We start from the raw sequence: 17242 nt of genomic DNA, 5'->3' as shown, positions 1-17242 counted from the left end.
GCGGGCTTGCCCCACAGGATTTCGACAGGGTTCAAGGCCTGTGCGGTACCTGCGGCAGCGGGTTTGCCCTCGAAGTCTCCAGCGCCTGGCTGAAGAACGCTGCGGTTTCACGTTGCAGTGAATGGTGGATATGGCGGCGATCCACACCTTCGGCATCCTTGCACAGTGACGGCGTCCGCGCATACTGCTCGGCATCGCAACGGGCCATGAACACGAAATGCCCGGCGCCGGCCAGCAGGCGATAGTCCGGCGTCAGTGGCAGCTTGCGCGCCAGCGCTTCGGCGTTACGCTCCACCGCCACCAGCTGGTCGCTGTCGCCGCTGTAGATCAGCGCCGGCACCCGCACCCCGTTCAGGGCATGGCGCCCGAACAACAGGCTCAGCGGTGCCATCAGCATCACCGCCCCCACCCGCGGGTCGGCCTCGGGCGCCAGTTCGCTGCGATCGGCAATCAGCACGCCATGGGTCCGGCAGGCGTCGGCGTCGTTCGGGCGCTCCAGGCAATATCGGCGCAGGCGGTCGAGGTCCGGGCGCGCACCTGAAACAATCAACGCCGTTTCACCACCGGCCGAGTAGCCGATCACGCCCACCTTGCCATCGTTCAGGTAAGGCCCCAGCAGCGCATCGTTGCGCGCAGCCGTGATGGCGGCGCTGACTTGCAGCGGCCGACCATACAGGTTGCTCAGGCTGCCCAGGCGGCTGTGGTCGCGTGCGTTGTCCCCCGGGTGCACCACCGCCACCACGACAAAACCCCGGCGCGCCAGCGCTGTGGCCAGGTAATGCAAGGCCAGCGGGCTGCCGGTATTGCCATGGGACAACACCAGCAGCGGGAACTGGCCCAGCGCTACCGGCGCCTCTTCTGCCACGTCGATCGGGTAGCCATCCATGCGGCTGCTGCGCGTTTTGCCAATGGCCGGGTAAAAGGCCAGGGCCTGCATGGGCCGTGCATCGACGGGGTCGGCCAGGGTCATGCGGTGCAGGCCAGCCACCCACGGTGCGGCGTGGGCCTGAGCCAGCAGGCCACCGAGCAAAGCCAGCAGCACCATGCAGCGTGGAAAAGTCATCGGCCAGCGATTCCTTGCAGGGCGAAGCGAGGGTCCAGCATAGAACCGGCCTGGCCTGGGGCGGATGAAACCTGGATGAAACCGCCGTCATACAGTTCGCGCTTGCGCCTTGTGCATTTGCGCTTCTGGTGCAACCCATGGCATAGATGCAGGCCCACCTCTTTATGTGACCGTTTCGCGCCATTGAAGGAGATTCAAGCATGAGCAAGCCTGCCTACGTGCCACCCAGGGTCTGGCGCAACGACGCGGCCTCCGGCGGCCAGTTCGCCAGCATCAACCGCCCGGTTGCCGGCCCGACTCACGACAAGGACCTGCCCGTGGGCAAGCAGCCGCTGCAGCTCTACTCGCTGGCAACGCCCAATGGCGTCAAAGTCACCATCGCCCTCGAAGAGCTGCTCGCGCTGGGCCACCTGGGCGCCGAATACGATGCCTGGCTGATCCGCATCGGCGAGGGTGACCAGTTTTCCAGCGGCTTCGTCCAGGTCAACCCCAACTCGAAGATCCCCGCCCTGCTCGACCGCAGCGTCGAGCCGCCGGTGCGGGTGTTCGAGTCGGGCTCGATCCTGCTGTACCTGGCGGAAAAGTTCGGCGCCCTGCTGACCAAGGCCCCGGCTGCACGCACCGAAAGCCTGAACTGGCTGTTCTGGCAGATGGGCGCGGGCCCCTACCTGGGCGGTGGCTTTGGCCATTTCTATGTGTATGCGCCGGAAAAGTTCGAATACGCGATCAACCGCTTCACCATGGAAGCCAAGCGTCAGCTGGACGTACTTGACCGGCGCCTGGCCGAAAGCCGTTACCTGGGTGGTGAGGAATACAGCATCGCCGACATCGCCGTCTGGCCGTGGTATGGCCAGCTGGTGCGCGGCAACCTGTATGGCGCGGCGGAGTTCCTGGCGGTGGAAGAATACCCCCATGTGCAGCGCTGGGCCGAGGAGATTGCCCTGCGTCCAGCGGTGCAGCGCGGCACCCGGGTCAACCGCACCTGGGGTGATGAAAGCAGCCAGGTGCCGGAGCGGCACGCGGCGGCAGACCTCGACTGAACGGCAATCGGGGCCGCACAGCGGCCCCGACAATGCCCGCCTGCAAAAAACCGTTTGCCCCTGCGCAAACCTGCGTCCGCCAAGCCCTTCTTGTACACTCCTCGCATCAGCCCCCACTTGCACATTTTTTGGTGAACGCATGATCGAGGTAACCGAGGTTTCCATTGCCGAGCTGCGCGACGCACTCGAGTCGGGCCGCACGACGGCAGTCGAACTGGTCAAGGCCTACCTGGCACGCATCGACGCCTACGATGGCGCCGACACCGCCACTGCCCTGAACGCCGTCGTGGTGCGCAACCCCGAGGCGCTGCAAGAAGCCGAAGCTTCCGACGCCCGCCGTGCCAAAGGCCAGCTGCTGAGCCCGCTGGACGGCATCCCCTACACCGCCAAGGACAGTTACCTGGTCAAAGGCCTGACCGCAGCCTCTGGCAGCCCGGCCTTCAAGGACCTGGTCGCCCAGCGCGACGCCTTCACCATCGAGCGCCTGCGCGCCGCCGGCGCGGTGTGCCTGGGCAAGACCAACATGCCACCCATGGCCAACGGTGGCATGCAGCGTGGCGTGTATGGCCGCGCCGAAAGCCCATACAACGCCAACTACCTGACCGCGCCGTTCGCCTCGGGCTCGTCCAACGGCGCCGGCACCGCCACCGCCGCCAGCTTCAGTGCCTTCGGCCTGGCCGAAGAGACCTGGTCCAGCGGCCGTGGCCCTGCTTCCAACAACGGCCTGTGCGCCTACACCCCGTCGCGTGGGGTGATCTCGGTACGCGGCAACTGGCCGCTGACGCCGACCATGGACGTGGTAGTGCCGTATGCCCGAACCATGGCCGACCTGCTGGAAATCCTCGATGTGGTGGTCGCCGACGACCCCGACAAGCGCGGCGACCTGTGGCGCCTGCAACCTTGGGTAGCGATCCCGGCGGCCTCGCAGGTACGCCCTGCCTCGTACCTGGAGCTGGCAGCGGATGCCGCCACGCTCAAGGGCAAGCGCTTTGGCGTGCCGCGCATGTACATCAACGCCGACCCCGAGGCCGGTACTGCCGAAAAGCCCGGCATCGGCGGCCCGACCGGCCAGCGCATCAACACCCGCGCCAGCGTGATCGACCTGTGGCAGCAAGCGCGCCAGGCCCTGGAAGCGGCCGGCGCCGAAGTGCTGGAAGTGGATTTCCCGTTGGTGTCGAACTGCGAAGGCGATCGCCCAGGCGCACCCACCGTGTACAACCGTGGCATCGTCAGCAAGGAATTCCTGCATGACGAACTGTGGGAGCTGTCCGGCTGGGCCTTCGACGACTTCCTGCGCGCCAACGACGACCCCAAGCTCAACCGCCTGGCCGATGTCGATGGCCCGCAGATCTTCCCCCACGACCCGGGTACCCTGCCCAACCGCGAGGACGACCTGGCCGCCGGCATGGACGAGTACGTCAACATGGCCAAGCGCGGCCTGAAGACCTGGGACCAGATCGAGACCCTGCCCGACGGCCTGCGCGGCCTGGAGCAGACCCGCAAGATCGACCTGGAAGACTGGATGGACGGCCTGGGTCTGGACGCCGTGCTGTTCCCCACCGTGGCCGATGTCGGCCCGGCGGATGCCGACGTCAATCCGGTGTCGGCGGACATCGCCTGGAGCAACGGTATCTGGGTGGCCAACGGCAACCTGGCGATCCGTCACCTGGGTGTGCCTACCGTGACCGTGCCGATGGGCGTGATGGCCGATATCGGCATGCCGGTGGGGCTGACCTTTGCCGGGCGGGCCTACAGTGACAATGCGCTGTTGAGCTTCGCGGCGGCCTTCGAGTCGACCGGTTCGCGCCGCCTGGTCCCGCCGCGTACACCGCCTTTGAGCTGATAACCGCGCTGCTTCGCAGCCCATCGCCGGCAAGCCGGCTCCCACAGGTAACCTGTGCACGCCCAGCCAGCGCACTGCCTGTGGGAGCGGGCAAGCCCGCTACCGACCCGCTGCACCCTTTACAACTCCCTCGAACAACTGCGCGGAGCCAGCCAATGACCTTGCACATTCACACCCCTCTGATCGAATCGCGCCCGCTGTCGCTGGCCGCAGGCCGCACCATCTGGCTCAAGCTCGACGCTCTGCAGCCCTGCGGCTCGTTCAAGCTGCGCGGCGTCGGCCACGCCTGTGAAGTGCACCACGCGCGCGGTGCGCGGCATTTCGTGTCTTCCTCCGGGGGTAATGCGGGCCTGGCCGTGGCCTATGCCGGGCGCAAGCTGGGCGTGCCAGTGACCGTGGTGGTGCCCGAAACCACCACGGCGCGGGCCAGGGAACTGCTGAGCCAGGAAGGTGCCAAGGTGGTGGTGCATGGCAGTTCCTGGCAAGAAGCCAATGCCCTGGCGCAAACCTTGGTCGGTGCGCAGGACGCATTCATTCACCCGTTCGACGACCCGCTGCTGTGGGCCGGGCATGCCAGCCTGGTGGATGAAGTCGCCGCAGCGGGGGTGAAGCCAGATGCCGTGGTGTTGGCGGTGGGCGGTGGCGGCTTGCTCAGCGGCGTGGTCGAGGGGCTGCAGCGCAACGGCTGGGCCGACGTGCCGGTGCTGGCGGTGGAGACCACAGGCGCGGCGTCGCTGCATGCGGCGCTGCAGGCAGGGCATTCGGTGGAGCTCGAACGCATCGCCTCGGTGGCAACGTCACTCGGTGCAAAGCGTGTCGCCGAGCAGGCGCTGCTGTACGCGCAGCAGCACCCGGTGCACAGCCACCTGGTCAGCGACCGCGCCGCGCTGCAAGCCTGCGAGCAGTTCCTGCTGGACCATCGCCTGCTGGTCGAACCGGCGTGTGGCGCGGCCTTGGCATTGGTGCATGCACCCGCAGCCCTGGCGAGCTACCAGAATGTGCTGGTGGTGGTTTGTGGCGGCGCTACGGCGACGCTGGAGCAGATTCAGGCCTGGTTGCAGCAGGTCGATTGACTTTGCTTGTACCGGCCTCTTCGCGGGTAAACCCGCTCCCACAGAATGGACTGCACAGATTGAAGCACCAACGGGACTGCACAAGGTTCGAAGAGAACGCAGTCCCTGTGGGAGCGGGTTCACCCGCGAACACGGGCGTAGCCCGTGCCATCCTGCACAGAACGTTGCTCATCGGATTCTCCTTGCGCCACGCGGCTGCTGATTACGATAGTCACATGCCGCTGTTCTACTGAGCCCGTCGTAACCGGAAAAACCCCTCGCAAAGGCGTCAACCCTGACGAAATGCGTATCCCACCCTTTCGGTCTGCGGCAAGTGAAGGCACAATGCGTGTCCTTTTTTTGGCCGGCCTGGCCGGGGGCCTTTAAATGATCAAGACGCCGTACTACCTCATCGATAAAACCAAGCTGCTGGGCAACATGGAGAAGATCGCCTACGTGCGCGAACACTCCGGTGCCAAGGCACTGCTGGCCCTCAAGTGCTTTGCCACCTGGTCGGTATTCGACCTGATGCAGCAGTACATGGACGGCACCACCTCTTCGTCGCTGTACGAGCTCAAGCTCGGCCGCCAGAAGTTCGCCGGCGAAACCCACGCCTACAGCGTGGCCTGGGCCGACGACGAAGTCGCGGAAATGCTCGAGAACTGCGACAAGATCATCTTCAACTCGATCGGCCAGCTGCAGCGCTTCGCCGAACAGTCCGAAGGCAAAGTCCGTGGCCTGCGCGTCAACCCGCAGGTCAGCAGCTCCGACTACCTGCTGGCCGACCCGGCCCGCCCGTTCAGCCGCCTGGGCGAATGGGACCCGGCCAAGGTCGAGCAGGTAATCGAGCAGATCTCCGGCTTCATGTTCCACAACAACTGCGAGAACGGTGATTTCGGCCTGTTCGACAAGATGCTCACGCACATCGAAGAGCGCTTCGGCCACCTGTTGCACAAGGTCGAGTGGGTCAGCCTCGGTGGCGGCATCCACTTCACCGGTGAAGACTACGCGCTGGACGCCTTCTGCGCGCGCCTGAAAGCCTTCTCGGAAAAGTACGGCGTGCAGGTGTACCTGGAGCCGGGCGAAGCGGCCATCACCAACAGCGCCTCGCTGGAAGTGACCGTGCTCGACACCCTGTACAACGGCAAGCACCTGGCCGTGGTCGACAGCTCGATCGAAGCCCACATGCTCGACCTGCTGATTTACCGCCTCAACGCCAAGATGGCCCCCAACGACGGCGCGCACACCTACATGGTCTGCGGCAAGTCGTGCCTGGCCGGTGACATCTTCGGCGAATACCAATTCGATCGTCCGCTGGCCATTGGTGATCGCCTGTCGTTCGTCGACGCGGCCGGTTACACCATGGTCAAGAAAAACTGGTTCAACGGTCTGAAAATGCCATCCATCGTGGTCAAGCAACTCGACGGCAGCGTCGAAGTGGTGCGCGAGTTCGGTTTCGAAGACTACGTTTCCAGCCTGTCGTAAGACCGGCTTTCAGTAAGGAGCAAGGGATAAATTGAAGAAGAACGTTCTTATCATTGGTGCAGGAGGTGTCGCCAAGGTGGTGGCCCACAAGTGCGCGCAGCATAACGACGAACTGGGTCGTATCGCCATCGCGTCACGGAACATCTCCAAATGCCAGGCCATCATCGACAGCGTCAAGGCCAAGGGTAGCCTCAAGGTACCCGCCGACATCCAGGCCTTCGCGCTCAATGCCCTCGATGTCGAGGCAACCAAGGCGCTGATCCGCGAGACCGAATCGCAGATCGTCATCAACGTGGGTTCCGCCTTCCTCAACATGTCGGTGCTGCGTGCCTGCATCGATACCGGCGTCGCCTATCTGGACACCGCCATCCACGAAGAGCCGGGCAAGATCTGCGAGACCCCGCCGTGGTACGGCAACTACGAGTGGAAACACCTCGAAGAGTGCCAGGCAAAGAACATCACCGCCATTCTCGGCGTCGGTTTCGACCCGGGTGTGGTGAACAGCTACGCCAAGCTGGCGCAGCAACAGTATTTCGATAGCATTGACTCGATCGACATCCTCGACGTCAATGCCGGTTCGCATGGCAAGTACTTTGCCACCAACTTCGACCCGGAAATCAATTTCCGCGAGTTCACCGGGCAAGTGTGGAGCTGGCAGAACAGCCAGTGGACCAGCAACAGCATGTTCGAGGTCAAGCGTACCGACGACCTGCCGGTGGTAGGTTCGCAGAACCTGTACCTGACCGGCCACGACGAAGTTCACTCGATTTCGAAAAACCTCAACGTGCCGAACGTGCGTTTCTGGATGAGTTTCGGCGAGCACTACATCAATGTGTTCACGGTACTGAAGAACCTTGGCCTGCTCTCCGAGCAACCGGTGAAAACCGCCGAGGGCCTGGAAGTGGTACCGCTGAAAGTGGTCAAGGCCGTGCTGCCGGACCCGGCTTCGCTGGCCCCGGGCTACACCGGCAAGACCTGCATCGGTGACCTGGTCAAGGGCACCAAGGATGGCCAGCCTCGCGAAGTGTTCATCTACAACGTGGCCGATCACGAAGAAGCCTACGCCGAGACCGACAGCCAGGGCATTTCCTACACCGCCGGTGTTCCGCCGGTGGCTGCCGCCCTGCTGGTCGCCCGTGGCGAGTGGGATGCCGGTCGCATGGTCAACGTCGAGGAGCTGCCAGCCGAGCCGTTCCTCAAGGCGCTGAACGTGATGGGCCTGCCGACCCGCGTCAAGGATGAAAAAGGCGATCGTCCTTGGGACGCTGAAGCCTAAGCCGCAACACAGAGAGGGCGCCGACAAGGCGCCCTTTTTGTTTTTGCAGGCCCGGCCCCTTCGCGGGCGCGCCCGCCCCCACGGCTAGCATGCCTGCTTCAGGCCTGGGCCGGTCCTGTGGGAGCGGGCATGCCCGCGAAGGGGCCGGTGCAGGCTCAGCTACCCGGCCCGGCCAACTTGTCCAGCAGCGCCTTGGCCAATGCCTTGTCGGAGAACGGGTTCTGCCCGGTAATCAGCTCGCGGTCCACCACCACATGGGGTTGCCAGGCCTCGGCATAGCCCATCTCACCCCCTGCGGTTGCCATGGCGTTGGCCGGGTAGAACAGCAAACGCTGGTCCTTGAGCGAACCCTCGAACACCTGTTCCTCAGGGTCGGAGAAAATGGTCATCCGGTAGCCCTTGTACACCCAGTCAGTAGCCGCCGGCTGTTCACCCCGCGCCAGCGCCGCCTGATAGCCGGCCGGGTCCTGCTGAGCCGAGAGCAAGGCGATGGGGCCATGGCAGATGGCGGCCGTCGGCTTGCCGGCCTGGTGGAAATGCCGCAGCAAGGCGCCCACCTCCGGGTTGTTGGCCAGGTCGATCAAGGGCGCATGGCCGCCGGGGATGAACAGCCCGGCATAGCGGCCCAGGTCACCCGCCAGCACCTGCTTCACCGACAGGGTGTCGTCGATGCCGTGCAGGCTCCGCACCACCTTCTCGATCCGGCGCATCTCGGCCGCGTCACCCGCAAAGTAGCGCGGGTCGATCGAACGCCGGTCGACCCGCGGCGCATTCCCCTTCGGGGTGGCCAACACAAGCTTGTAGCCAGCCTTGAGCAGTTGGTCGGCAGGCACACCGAATTCATTGAGGTAGTAGCCGGTGGCGTAGCGCTTGCCGTCCTGCAGCGGCAACTGATGCTCGCTGGACAGCAGCACCAGTACTTCACCCTTGGGCGCGGCATGGGCACCGCTGGCAAGCAGGGTGGCGCCAACAGCCAAGGCGAGCCGGGACATTCGAGCCATGCAAACAATCTCCTGATCAGACGAATAGGTCGTGCACGCATGTTAATGGCCGGGCTATGATTCGATAATTCGAAAGCCTGCATGTCTGCGATCCATAAAATGAATATCAGCAGCAAGGACCTCAACCTGTTGTACCTGTTCCATGTGCTCTATCAGGAACGCAACGCCACCCTCGCCGCCCAGCGCATGGCCCTGAGCCAGCCCGCCCTCAGCCACAAGCTCAACAAGCTGCGTCATCAGTTCGGCGACCCGCTGTTCGTCCGCGCGCCCAGGGGCCTGACGCCGACTCCGCGCGCCCACGAACTGGCACCTGAGGTAGAACGCCTGGTGGCGGGCCTGGAGCATTTTTATGAGCGTTGCGAAGGCGAAGACTTTCTCGCCCGCCCTGCGCGCCTGCACCTGTACAGCACCGATTTTCTGGAACAGACCCTGTTGCCCCGGCTACTGCCGATCCTGCGCAGCCAGGCGCCGAACCTGACCCTGGTCACCCACAACACCCGTGGCCAGCTCCCTCGCGAAGCGCTCGAGAAAGGCACCTGTGACCTCGCCGTCGCCGGGTTCTACAACGATCTGCCGGACACCTTCCACCAGCAGCGGCTGCTCAGCGAACACTTCGTGGTGCTGGCCTCGCGCAGTCATCCGGGCCTGGCAAACGGCCTGGAGCTCGACACCTTCCTCGCCAGCGACCACCTGCTGACCACCCTCAGCGGTGACCTCGATGGCCTGGTGGACCGCGCTCTGCGCAACCTCGGCAAGCGCCGGCGGGTGGTCGCAGGCCTGTCCAGTTTCATCGCCCCCACGCGCCTGCTGCGCGGCACCGACCTGCTGCTGTGCTGCCTGCGCTCGCTGGCCGTCGAAGCCAGCGAGCGTGATGATGACTTGCGCATGTACCCCCTGCCACTGGCGCTGCCTGCGGTCGAGGTCATGCAGATCTGGCACGAACGCACCCACACCGACCCGTTGCGCCGCTGGTTCCGTCAACAGCTCCAGGCCGTAGCACAGCAGGCAGCGGCTGGCTCAGGTCACAATATCTAAACAACGGTGTGACATTTTTTTTCAGCCTGCCTCTCAAGGAGCTGTCAGATGAATGTCACGGTCTTCGGTACCGGCTATGTCGGCCTCACCCAGGCAGTGTGCCTGGCCCAGGTGGGGCACTCGGTGTTGTGCATGGATGTCGATGTCGAGCGGGTCGCCAGCCTCAATGCCGGCCATTGCCCGATCTTCGAGCCCGGCCTGGCCCCGATGCTGGAAAACAACCTGGCCTGCGCCCGCCTGCGCTTCACCACCGACGCCAGCGAAGCGGCCAACTTCGCCAGGGTGCAGTTCATCGCCGTCGGCACCCCGCCCCAGGCCGATGGCAGCGCCGACCTGAAACATGTCTTCGCCGTGGTCGACAGCATCCTCGAACATGCCGACGGCCCCAAGCTGATCGTCAACAAGTCCACCGCCCCGGTCGGCACGGTGCAGCGCATCAAGGCGCGCATCGCCCAGGCCGTGGCCGACAAAAGCCGCTTCCAGGTCATCAGCAACCCGGAATTTCTCAAGGAAGGCTCGGCCGTGGAGGACTGCATGCGCCCGCAGCGCATCATCATCGGCGGCGCCGAACCGGCCGAGGTGGAGCTGCTGCGCGAGCTGTACCTGCCGTTCAGCCGCAACCGCGAAAAGCTCATGGTCATGGACGCGCGCAGTGCCGAGCTGACCAAATACGCCGCCAACTGCATGCTCGCGACGAAGATTTCCTTCATCAACGAAATCGCCAACCTGGCCGAGCACCTGGGCGCCGACATCGAAATGGTGCGCCGCGGCATCGGCTCGGACCCGCGCATCGGCTACGACTTCATCTACGCCGGCTGCGGCTTTGGCGGTTCGTGCTTTCCCAAGGACCTGCAGGCCCTGCGCCGCAGCGCCGAGGCCGAAGGCTTCGAGCCACAGTTGCTGCGGGCGGTAGAGTCGGTCAACGAACAGCAGAAGAGCCGGTTGTTCGGCAAGATCCAGCGCCATTACCCGGGCGGCCTGCGCGGCAAGGTCTTTGCCCTGTGGGGGTTATCCTTCAAGCCCAACACCAACGACATCCGCGAGGCGTCCAGCCGGGTGCTGCTGGAAGCATTGTGGGCTGCGGGTGCGCGGGTGCAGGCCCACGACCCGCAGGCCATGGAGGAAATCCGCCGGCATTACGGCCCGCGCACCGACCTGCAACTGGTGCCGTGCAAGGACGATGCGCTGCGCGGTGCCGATGCCCTGGTGATCGTCACCGAATGGCAGGAGTACCGCGTGCTCGACCTGGAAAAGGTCCCGCCCCAGCTGGCCGACCGGGTCGTGTTCGACGGGCGCAACCTGTTCGAACCCGAGCACATGGCCGCCGCCGGCCTGACGTACTATGGCATCGGCCGCGGTAGCCGCCTGCCAGGCCAGCCCCACCTGGCCACCCCGACAGGTCGCAGCGCGGGTTTCACCCCGTCAGCACACTAAGGCGCAGGCGGCTCGAGCTGCAGCAACTGGTTGGTGTAGGCCCACTCCTTCTGCACCTCGTCCGGGTGGTCGTTCAGGCGCAGGCCATAGGTTGGAATGATCTGCTTGATCTTCGCCTGCCACTCGGGCGACGCCACTTTGTCCTTGAACACCTTGCTCAACACATCGAGCATGATCGGCGGTGCCGTCGAGGCGCCAGGCGAAGCGCCCAGCAGGCCGGCGATGCTGCCGTCCTTGGCGGTGACCACTTCAGTGCCGAGCTTGAGCACGCCACCCAGGGCTTGGTCCTTCTTGATGATCTGCACCCGCTGGCCCGCCTGCCACAGCCGCCAGTCCTGCTTCTGCGCCTCGGGGAAGTAGGTACGCAACGCTTCGAAACGGTCATCGTCCGATTGCAGCACCTGGCCGACCAGGTACTGCACCAGGTCGAATTCGCGCACCCCGACCCGCACCATCGGCCAGGCGTTGTGCACGCTGGTACTGGCCAGCAGGTCGAGTAGCGAGCCCTGCTTGAGGAACTTGGTCGAGAAGGTGGCGAACGGGCCGAACAGAATCATGCGCTTGCCATCGAGTACCCGGGTGTCCAGGTGCGGCACCGACATCGGCGGCGCCCCGGTGGCGGCGATGCCATACGCCTTGGCCATATGGCGCTGGGCGATGGCCGGGTTGTCGGTCACCAGGAACGAACCGCCGACCGGGAAGCCGGCGTAGTCCTTGGCTTCGTCTATACCCGACTTCTGCAGCAGCGGTAACGCCGCGCCGCCAGCACCGATGAACAGGAATTTGGCATCGGTGGCGGCCGTGCTGCCGTCCTTGAGGTTCTTGTACTCGACATGCCAGGAGCCATCGTCGTTGCGGGTAATGTCCTGCACTTCGGTCGATAGCTTCAAATCGAAATTCGGCCGGGTCTGCAGGTAGCCCACATATTGCCGGGTGATCTCGCCAAAGTTGACGTCGGTGCCAATCGGCGTCCAGGTTACCGCCAGCTTCTGCGCGGGGTCGCGGCCTTCCATCATCAACGGCACCCACTTGCGGATCTGGTCGTGGTCCTCGGAGTACTGCATGGGTTTGAACAGTGGGCTGGCCTGCAGCGCCTCATAACGCTTTTTCAGAAAGCGGATGTTGTCGTCGCCCCAGACGAAGCTCATGTGCGGGGTGGTGTTGATGAACGAGTGCGGGTTCTTCAGCACCCCTTGCTTGACCTGCCAGGCAAGGAACTGCCGGGTTACCTGGAACGATTCGTTGATTTCCACCGCTTTGCTGATATCGATCTTGCCGTCTTTTTCCGGCGTGTAGTTGAGCTCGGCCAGGGCCGAGTGGCCGGTGCCGGCGTTGTTCCAGCCGTTGGAGCTTTCTTCGGCAACCTTGTCCAGGCGCTCGACCATTTCCATTGACCAACCCGGCTCCAGCTCGTTGAGCCAGACGGCCAGGGTTGAACTCATGATGCCGCCGCCCACCAGCATCACATCGACTTTTCTGGTTTCCGCAGCCTGGGTACCGAGCACGCTGAGTGCCAGGGCCAGCCCGGTCAGCGTCAGTACTGGCTTGATGGTGATCTTCATAACCGCTCCCTTGCCTGGTTGCTATCCCGATTCCAGTCACAAGCTTAGCTGAGGGATTTTGTCGGGTATGACCGCCCAGGCTGCAGCGACAGGCTATCGCCGGCGCTTGCAATTCATGACTTCTCGAAATACTGTATGAATATTCAGTATTTCGAGACAGCCCCATGCAGCTCATCGCCAAGCTTGGCATCCTGGCCGATGCCGCCAAATACGACGCCTCGTGCGCCAGCAGCGGTGTGCCCAAGCGTAACTCGCGCGGCGCCGAAGGCCTGGGCGCTACCAATGGCATGGGCATCTGTCACAGCTACACGCCAGATGGCCGCTGCGTGTCACTGCTCAAGGTGCTGCTGACCAACTTCTGCCTGTACGACTGCCAGTATTGCGTCAACCGCCGCTCCAGCAATGTACCCCGCGCGCGTTTCACCCCCGAAGAAGTGGTGCGCCTGACCCTGGACTTCTACCGGCGCAACTGCATCAGCGGCCTGTTCCTCAGCTCCGGCATCATCCGCTCGGCGGACTACACCATGGAGCAGCTGATCCGCGTCGCCCGGCTGTTGCGCGAGGCGCACAACTTCCGCGGCTACATTCACCTCAAGACCATCCCCGATGCCGACCCGCTGCTGATCGAAGAGGCCGGCCGCCTGGCCGACCGCCTCAGCGTCAACATCGAACTGCCCACCGACGCCAGCCTCAAGCGCCTGGCGCCGGAAAAGCAGGCCCACGCCATTCGTCAGGCGATGAGGGTGATCCATCAGGGCCAGCAAGCCGTGGCCAACGAACCCAAGGCCCCACGCTTCACGCCCGCCGGGCAAAGCACCCAGGTCATCGTCGGTGCCGACAATACCGACGACAGCACCCTGCTGCGCAATGCCGAGTCGCTGTACCAGGGCTACGGCCTCAAACGGGTGTATTACTCCGCCTTCAGCCCGATCCCGGACGCCCCGGGCAGCGTGCCACTGGCCGCGCCGCCGCTGCTGCGCGAACACCGCCTGTACCAGGCCGACTTCCTCCTGCGCGGCTACGGCTACCAGGCCGGCGAACTGCTGGGGCAAACGGGCAACCTGGCGCTGGACATCGACCCCAAACTGGCCTGGGCGCTGGCCAACCGCGAGGTCTTCCCGCTGGATGTGAACCGCGCCGAACCCGCGCTGCTGGCGCGTATTCCCGGGATCGGCCTGCGCAGCGTGCAGCGCCTGGTCGCGCTGCGGCGCGAACGGCGCATTCGCTACGACGACCTGATCCAGCTGCGCTGCGTGCTGGACAAGGCGCGCCCGTTCATCGTCACCAGCGACTACCGCCCGGCCCAGGCCGAGCTGTGCAGCGGCCTGTTGCGCGCCCGTCTGCGTGAACCGCAGGCACCGCTACAGATGGGCTTGTGGGGGTGATCGCGCTCGACTGCGACAACCTGTTCGCCACCTGGCGCGAGCAGGCGCGGGCGTTACTGGGGCATGGCATCGACCCGGCACACGTGACCTGGTCGCAAGGCCCGACAGCCGACCTGCTGGCGGTACCGGCTGCGCTCCCGCAAGGCCCGGGGCCTTTTCGCGCCAAGGTCCCGGCAGCGTTATTGAGCCAGCTGGAACAGGCGGCATGCTACCGCGGCGAGCAACGCTGGAACCTGCTGTACGAAGTGCTGTGGCGGGTTGCCCACGGTGACCGCACGGCGATGCTGGCCGGTGATCGCCTGGGCAGCGAGCTGCAACGGCGCATCAAGCAGGTCACCCGGGAGGCCCATCACCTGCATGCGTTTGTGCGCTTCGTGCCGCTGCCTGAACAGCTGGTTGCGCATTTGCAGCTGGATCTGGTGGCCTATCACGAGCCTGCGCATGACATTCTGCACAGTGCCAGTGCGCATTTCGCCGACCGCCTGGGGCGTCTGCGCTGGTTGATCGCCACCCCGCAGGACGGCATTCGCTTCGATGGCCAGGCATTCGATTACCAACGCCAGTGCCCCGAGCCCTGGCGCCAATGGGCGCGCAACGCCGAAGACCCTGGCGCGGAGCTGTGGCGCACCTACTACCGTCACACCTTCAACCCCGCCCGCCTCAACCCCGACGCCCTGCGCCTGCATATGCCCGGACGCTTCTGGCGGCACCTGCCGGAAGGGATGCTGATACCGCAACTTGAAGGCCTGGCGCGCCAAGGCAAGCAACGGGACGGCCAGGCGCAGGAAGTGGCTACTCAGGCCGGCAAACAGATCAGCAAGCCGACGCGGTTGTCTTAGCTGCAGGCGCTTCCTGAAATCACCCCAGCAGCCACCCGGCGTCGCCCTCCTCCAGCACACCACCATGGTCCGTGCGGTCGCCCTTGCGCGCTACGGCCGCGCCCTCGATCAGGAAATACTCAGCCCCGGTTTCGATGACAGCACCACAGGTCGTCCGGTCCCCCACCCTGGCAACCGCTCTGCCGTTGAACGTGTACGTAGCACTGCCGCTTTCTACCTGATTGACGCCATGCAGCGGGCATTCGTGTCGATGGCCTACCAATACGACCGGTTTCATTGCGCCTCTCCTTCTGAGGGGGCGGTACGGGATTCACGATCGATTGCCGCTGGCCAGTGAACCTTGGGGGCCAGGCAGTGCATGTGGCTCAGGCCGTCGTCGTCGTTCCAGTCACGGGGTGGGTGGATGAACTGCGGCAAGGCTTCGGGACCTTGCTGCATGAACAGACGGGCAATGGCCCAGTAGGCTTCGCCGCGGTAGAGGTCATGGGTGAAGAACACGCGGTCGATGACCTCGTCGGTTTCCGGGTTGCGCACCGACAACATGACGTTCTCGATCAGCCCACCGTGGCCGGGGGCGTAGACTCGGTAGACTTCGGCGGTGACGTCGTCCCAGTTGTAGGCGACTGGTTTGACGCCCCAGTGTTTTCGGCTGAACAGGTAGAGGTAATGATGCCTGAATTGGTATATATATATTTTCCGGCGCGAGCGATTAAAACGTATTGGCTCGTCTCGTGGAAGTGTTAAGTCTAGCCTGACAAATGTAAAGACGACCCATAGGCAGATCACGGGCCCGAGCATCAAAGTAAGCATCATCATCCAATCGAAGTCCTGGATGTAATCAATGAGGTTCCAATACACGCATACTGTGACATAAAACAAGAACAGCAGCATTGGAATACCAAGCAAGGCCACTACCCCATGTAGAAGGACTGTAGATCGAGGCAGCTCCATGTATACACCATCAGCATGGTTTGGTGGCGGATTAATGTCGTTCAGACTGAAGCGAGATGTGGGTACTTCGTGAACGCTCGGCAGATCGTAGCGCCAGCCTGGCGCACGTCTCATTAGCGCGCTTGGCTCAAGCGTCGTCATTCTCCCTCCGGTGACATAACTCAATATACGCACTTTCAATTTTTCGATCCGGCCAGTACATCACCAACAATGTTGCTGCAACGATGGAGTGCGCTCCAATTGTCGGCATGAGCTCTACAATCCCAGAAATAGCCAATTGGGGCAGGTCATTGTGCCCAACGGAAGAGAGCTTTTTATCAAATTTAAAATCGTTTTTATAGTCGGGCAGCCTAGGCGGAGAAAAGCCAGGGAAGCTGGCGGACTTGGAAACACCAGTTGAGCGACGTGCATGAAACTCATCCACAATAAGCGTTTCTCCTCCCGTGTAGTCTGGGAACTGTCCATCACCTTGACGATGGACTATCAGGCACCACCGATAGGCCGATACTGCGTCTTTATACTGAGGTAGCACCATCTTGAATTTTATTTTTTGCTCCCTTTCAAGGCTGATCAGTCCTCCTATCTTTGGAGCGGCCGGGTCGCTTACCAGATTCGATTCGAAGTGGAATTCTGCCTGTACACCTAGCGTGGCGGCGTTGAGTTCTGCAAATGCAATGTCTGCGTAGTCCGGACTATCCCAGTGAATGACAGGCGTCTCATCTGCCTTTCCAAAACAGCATCGGCGGGCCCACCGCTCCAGAGCGGATGACTCATTCTCTTCAGCGCTTTTGCTTAGCGTGTATGCAGTCAATGCCAGCATTACAGCGAGGCCGACGGGGCCCCATACAGTGGAACTTAATGCTGCCCCAGCGACAGCAATGGCACTGACCCCGTAAAAGCCCGCAGCCACCCAGTATTGTATCGCTGCTGCACTATCTCCCGCTGCCGATGCACGTTTAGCAGCAGCAACTGCCTGTGCTGCTTCAATAAAGCCGACGACAGCGCCTACCACAGCACCGATTTTCACCAAGGTCTCGCCTGTGGCAATAGCACCTTTGGCCCATGGCATGCCCTTATAGGCACTTGCCCGCAACATGAGCCCCACCAGTTCGATTTGCCCTCCTAACACGCCCAAGTACGATCCTTGCAACGCCAACTTGGCCTCATGCGCCTTCGGCCCAATTTCCGTTTCCGCCTTCTCCTGATTCCTGCCCAAGCTGTCTGACTGCAAATACAACCCACCTATCGCCAATAGGACTTCCCAACTCCCAGCCAC

The 17242-nt window shown here is 63.4% G+C and carries 14 protein-coding genes and 1 pseudogene; 9 read left to right on the top strand and 6 right to left on the bottom strand.

The genetic code is table 11. From position 1 onward, the window contains the following. Positions 1 to 31 precede the first annotated feature (31 nt). Positions 32 to 1063 (bottom strand): dienelactone hydrolase, encoded by a 1032-nt coding sequence (locus tag C6A77_RS08940; protein ID WP_114169130.1) that lies wholly within the window; start codon positions 1061 to 1063, stop codon positions 32 to 34. A 200-nt stretch (positions 1064 to 1263) separates the two neighbouring features. Between C6A77_RS08940 and yghU the strand changes: the two genes are divergently transcribed. The 5 genes from yghU (at position 1264) to C6A77_RS08915 (ending at position 7759) form a co-directional block, all read left to right on the top strand. Further along, positions 1264 to 2103 carry a glutathione-dependent disulfide-bond oxidoreductase gene (yghU, locus tag C6A77_RS08935; protein ID WP_114169129.1) on the top strand — a complete coding sequence of 280 codons (840 nt, stop codon included), beginning with the start codon at positions 1264 to 1266 and terminating at the stop codon, positions 2101 to 2103. Positions 2104 to 2242: 139 nt separating this feature from the next. Continuing rightward, positions 2243 to 3946 carry an amidase gene (locus tag C6A77_RS08930; protein WP_114169128.1) on the top strand — a complete coding sequence of 568 codons (1704 nt, stop codon included), beginning with the start codon at positions 2243 to 2245 and terminating at the stop codon, positions 3944 to 3946. A 155-nt stretch (positions 3947 to 4101) separates the two neighbouring features. After that, positions 4102 to 5019 (top strand): pyridoxal-phosphate dependent enzyme, encoded by a 918-nt coding sequence (locus tag C6A77_RS08925; protein ID WP_114169127.1) that lies wholly within the window; start codon positions 4102 to 4104, stop codon positions 5017 to 5019. 366 nt (positions 5020 to 5385) lie between these two features. Continuing rightward, on the top strand, positions 5386 to 6483 hold the full coding sequence (nspC, locus tag C6A77_RS08920) for a carboxynorspermidine decarboxylase (RefSeq protein WP_114169126.1): 1098 nt from the start codon (positions 5386 to 5388) through the stop codon (positions 6481 to 6483). Between the two features lie 31 nt (positions 6484 to 6514). Beyond that, the gene (locus C6A77_RS08915; RefSeq protein WP_114169125.1) at positions 6515 to 7759 is read left to right on the top strand and encodes a saccharopine dehydrogenase family protein; all 1245 of its coding nucleotides are present in this window, start codon (positions 6515 to 6517) and stop codon (positions 7757 to 7759) included. 155 nt (positions 7760 to 7914) lie between these two features. Here C6A77_RS08915 and C6A77_RS08910 read toward each other — a convergent pair whose 3' ends face one another. Then, the gene (locus tag C6A77_RS08910; protein WP_114169124.1) at positions 7915 to 8760 is read right to left on the bottom strand and encodes a type 1 glutamine amidotransferase domain-containing protein; all 846 of its coding nucleotides are present in this window, start codon (positions 8758 to 8760) and stop codon (positions 7915 to 7917) included. A 99-nt stretch (positions 8761 to 8859) separates the two neighbouring features. On the opposite strand from C6A77_RS08910, the gene C6A77_RS08905 reads away from it, so the two are divergent. Both C6A77_RS08905 and C6A77_RS08900 read left to right on the top strand, forming a co-directional pair. Further along, on the top strand, positions 8860 to 9795 hold the full coding sequence (locus C6A77_RS08905; protein WP_114169123.1) for a LysR family transcriptional regulator: 936 nt from the start codon (positions 8860 to 8862) through the stop codon (positions 9793 to 9795). 48 nt (positions 9796 to 9843) lie between these two features. Next, on the top strand, positions 9844 to 11229 hold the full coding sequence (locus tag C6A77_RS08900) for a UDP-glucose/GDP-mannose dehydrogenase family protein (RefSeq protein ID WP_241507403.1): 1386 nt from the start codon (positions 9844 to 9846) through the stop codon (positions 11227 to 11229). On the opposite strand, the gene mqo is transcribed toward C6A77_RS08900, so the two are convergent. Further along, positions 11226 to 12791: a malate dehydrogenase (quinone) gene (gene mqo / locus C6A77_RS08895; RefSeq protein ID WP_114169122.1), complete on the bottom strand. Its 1566-nt coding sequence runs from the start codon at positions 12789 to 12791 to the stop codon at positions 11226 to 11228. The two genes, C6A77_RS08900 and mqo, sit on opposite strands and share 4 nt — an antisense overlap. Before the next feature lie 164 nt (positions 12792 to 12955). Here mqo and C6A77_RS08890 point away from each other — a divergent pair, with 164 nt between their 5' ends. Both C6A77_RS08890 and C6A77_RS08885 read left to right on the top strand, forming a co-directional pair. Further along, the gene (locus C6A77_RS08890) at positions 12956 to 14176 is read left to right on the top strand and encodes a putative DNA modification/repair radical SAM protein (RefSeq protein ID WP_114169121.1); all 1221 of its coding nucleotides are present in this window, start codon (positions 12956 to 12958) and stop codon (positions 14174 to 14176) included. Then, complete coding sequence (locus C6A77_RS08885) at positions 14167 to 15015, top strand: TIGR03915 family putative DNA repair protein (RefSeq protein WP_114169120.1); 849 nt, start codon at positions 14167 to 14169, stop codon at positions 15013 to 15015. The genes C6A77_RS08890 and C6A77_RS08885 overlap by 10 nt, the downstream gene beginning before the upstream one ends. A 19-nt stretch (positions 15016 to 15034) precedes the next feature. Here C6A77_RS08885 and C6A77_RS08880 read toward each other — a convergent pair whose 3' ends face one another. The 3 genes and pseudogenes from C6A77_RS08880 to C6A77_RS08870 all read right to left on the bottom strand — a co-directional run. Beyond that, positions 15035 to 15292, bottom strand: a complete 258-nt coding sequence (locus tag C6A77_RS08880) for a PAAR domain-containing protein (protein ID WP_114169119.1) — start codon at positions 15290 to 15292, stop codon at positions 15035 to 15037. After that, complete coding sequence (locus tag C6A77_RS25955; protein WP_241507402.1) at positions 15289 to 16107, bottom strand: DUF6708 domain-containing protein; 819 nt, start codon at positions 16105 to 16107, stop codon at positions 15289 to 15291. Before C6A77_RS25955 ends, C6A77_RS08880 begins: the two co-directional genes overlap by 4 nt. Continuing rightward, positions 16094 to 17242: pseudogene (locus C6A77_RS08870) on the bottom strand (hypothetical protein); the annotation flags it as partial. The gene C6A77_RS25955 and the pseudogene C6A77_RS08870, both read right to left, overlap by 14 nt.

Origin of the sequence: Pseudomonas sp. AFG_SD02_1510_Pfu_092 (genome assembly GCF_003331055.1) — a bacterium.
Taxonomy (GTDB): Bacteria; Pseudomonadota; Gammaproteobacteria; order Pseudomonadales; family Pseudomonadaceae; genus Aquipseudomonas.
This window is presented reverse-complemented; position numbering and strand designations above follow the sequence as displayed.

Bases quoted from the DNA above. Each gene is read 5' to 3' on its own strand.
- C6A77_RS08940 (WP_114169130.1), bottom strand. From the start codon at position 1,063: ATGACTTTTCCACGCTGCATGGTGCTGCTGGCTTTGCTCGGTGGCCTG.
- yghU (WP_114169129.1), top strand. From the start codon at position 1,264: ATGAGCAAGCCTGCCTACGTGCCACCCAGGGTCTGGCGCAACGACGCG.
- C6A77_RS08930 (WP_114169128.1), top strand. From the start codon at position 2,243: ATGATCGAGGTAACCGAGGTTTCCATTGCCGAGCTGCGCGACGCACTC.
- C6A77_RS08925 (WP_114169127.1), top strand. From the start codon at position 4,102: ATGACCTTGCACATTCACACCCCTCTGATCGAATCGCGCCCGCTGTCG.
- nspC (WP_114169126.1), top strand. From the start codon at position 5,386: ATGATCAAGACGCCGTACTACCTCATCGATAAAACCAAGCTGCTGGGC.
- C6A77_RS08910 (WP_114169124.1), bottom strand. From the start codon at position 8,760: ATGGCTCGAATGTCCCGGCTCGCCTTGGCTGTTGGCGCCACCCTGCTT.
- C6A77_RS08905 (WP_114169123.1), top strand. From the start codon at position 8,860: ATGAATATCAGCAGCAAGGACCTCAACCTGTTGTACCTGTTCCATGTG.
- C6A77_RS08900 (WP_241507403.1), top strand. From the start codon at position 9,844: ATGAATGTCACGGTCTTCGGTACCGGCTATGTCGGCCTCACCCAGGCA.
- mqo (WP_114169122.1), bottom strand. From the start codon at position 12,791: ATGAAGATCACCATCAAGCCAGTACTGACGCTGACCGGGCTGGCCCTG.
- C6A77_RS08890 (WP_114169121.1), top strand. From the start codon at position 12,956: ATGCAGCTCATCGCCAAGCTTGGCATCCTGGCCGATGCCGCCAAATAC.
- C6A77_RS08880 (WP_114169119.1), bottom strand. From the start codon at position 15,292: ATGAAACCGGTCGTATTGGTAGGCCATCGACACGAATGCCCGCTGCAT.
- C6A77_RS25955 (WP_241507402.1), bottom strand. From the start codon at position 16,107: ATGACGACGCTTGAGCCAAGCGCGCTAATGAGACGTGCGCCAGGCTGG.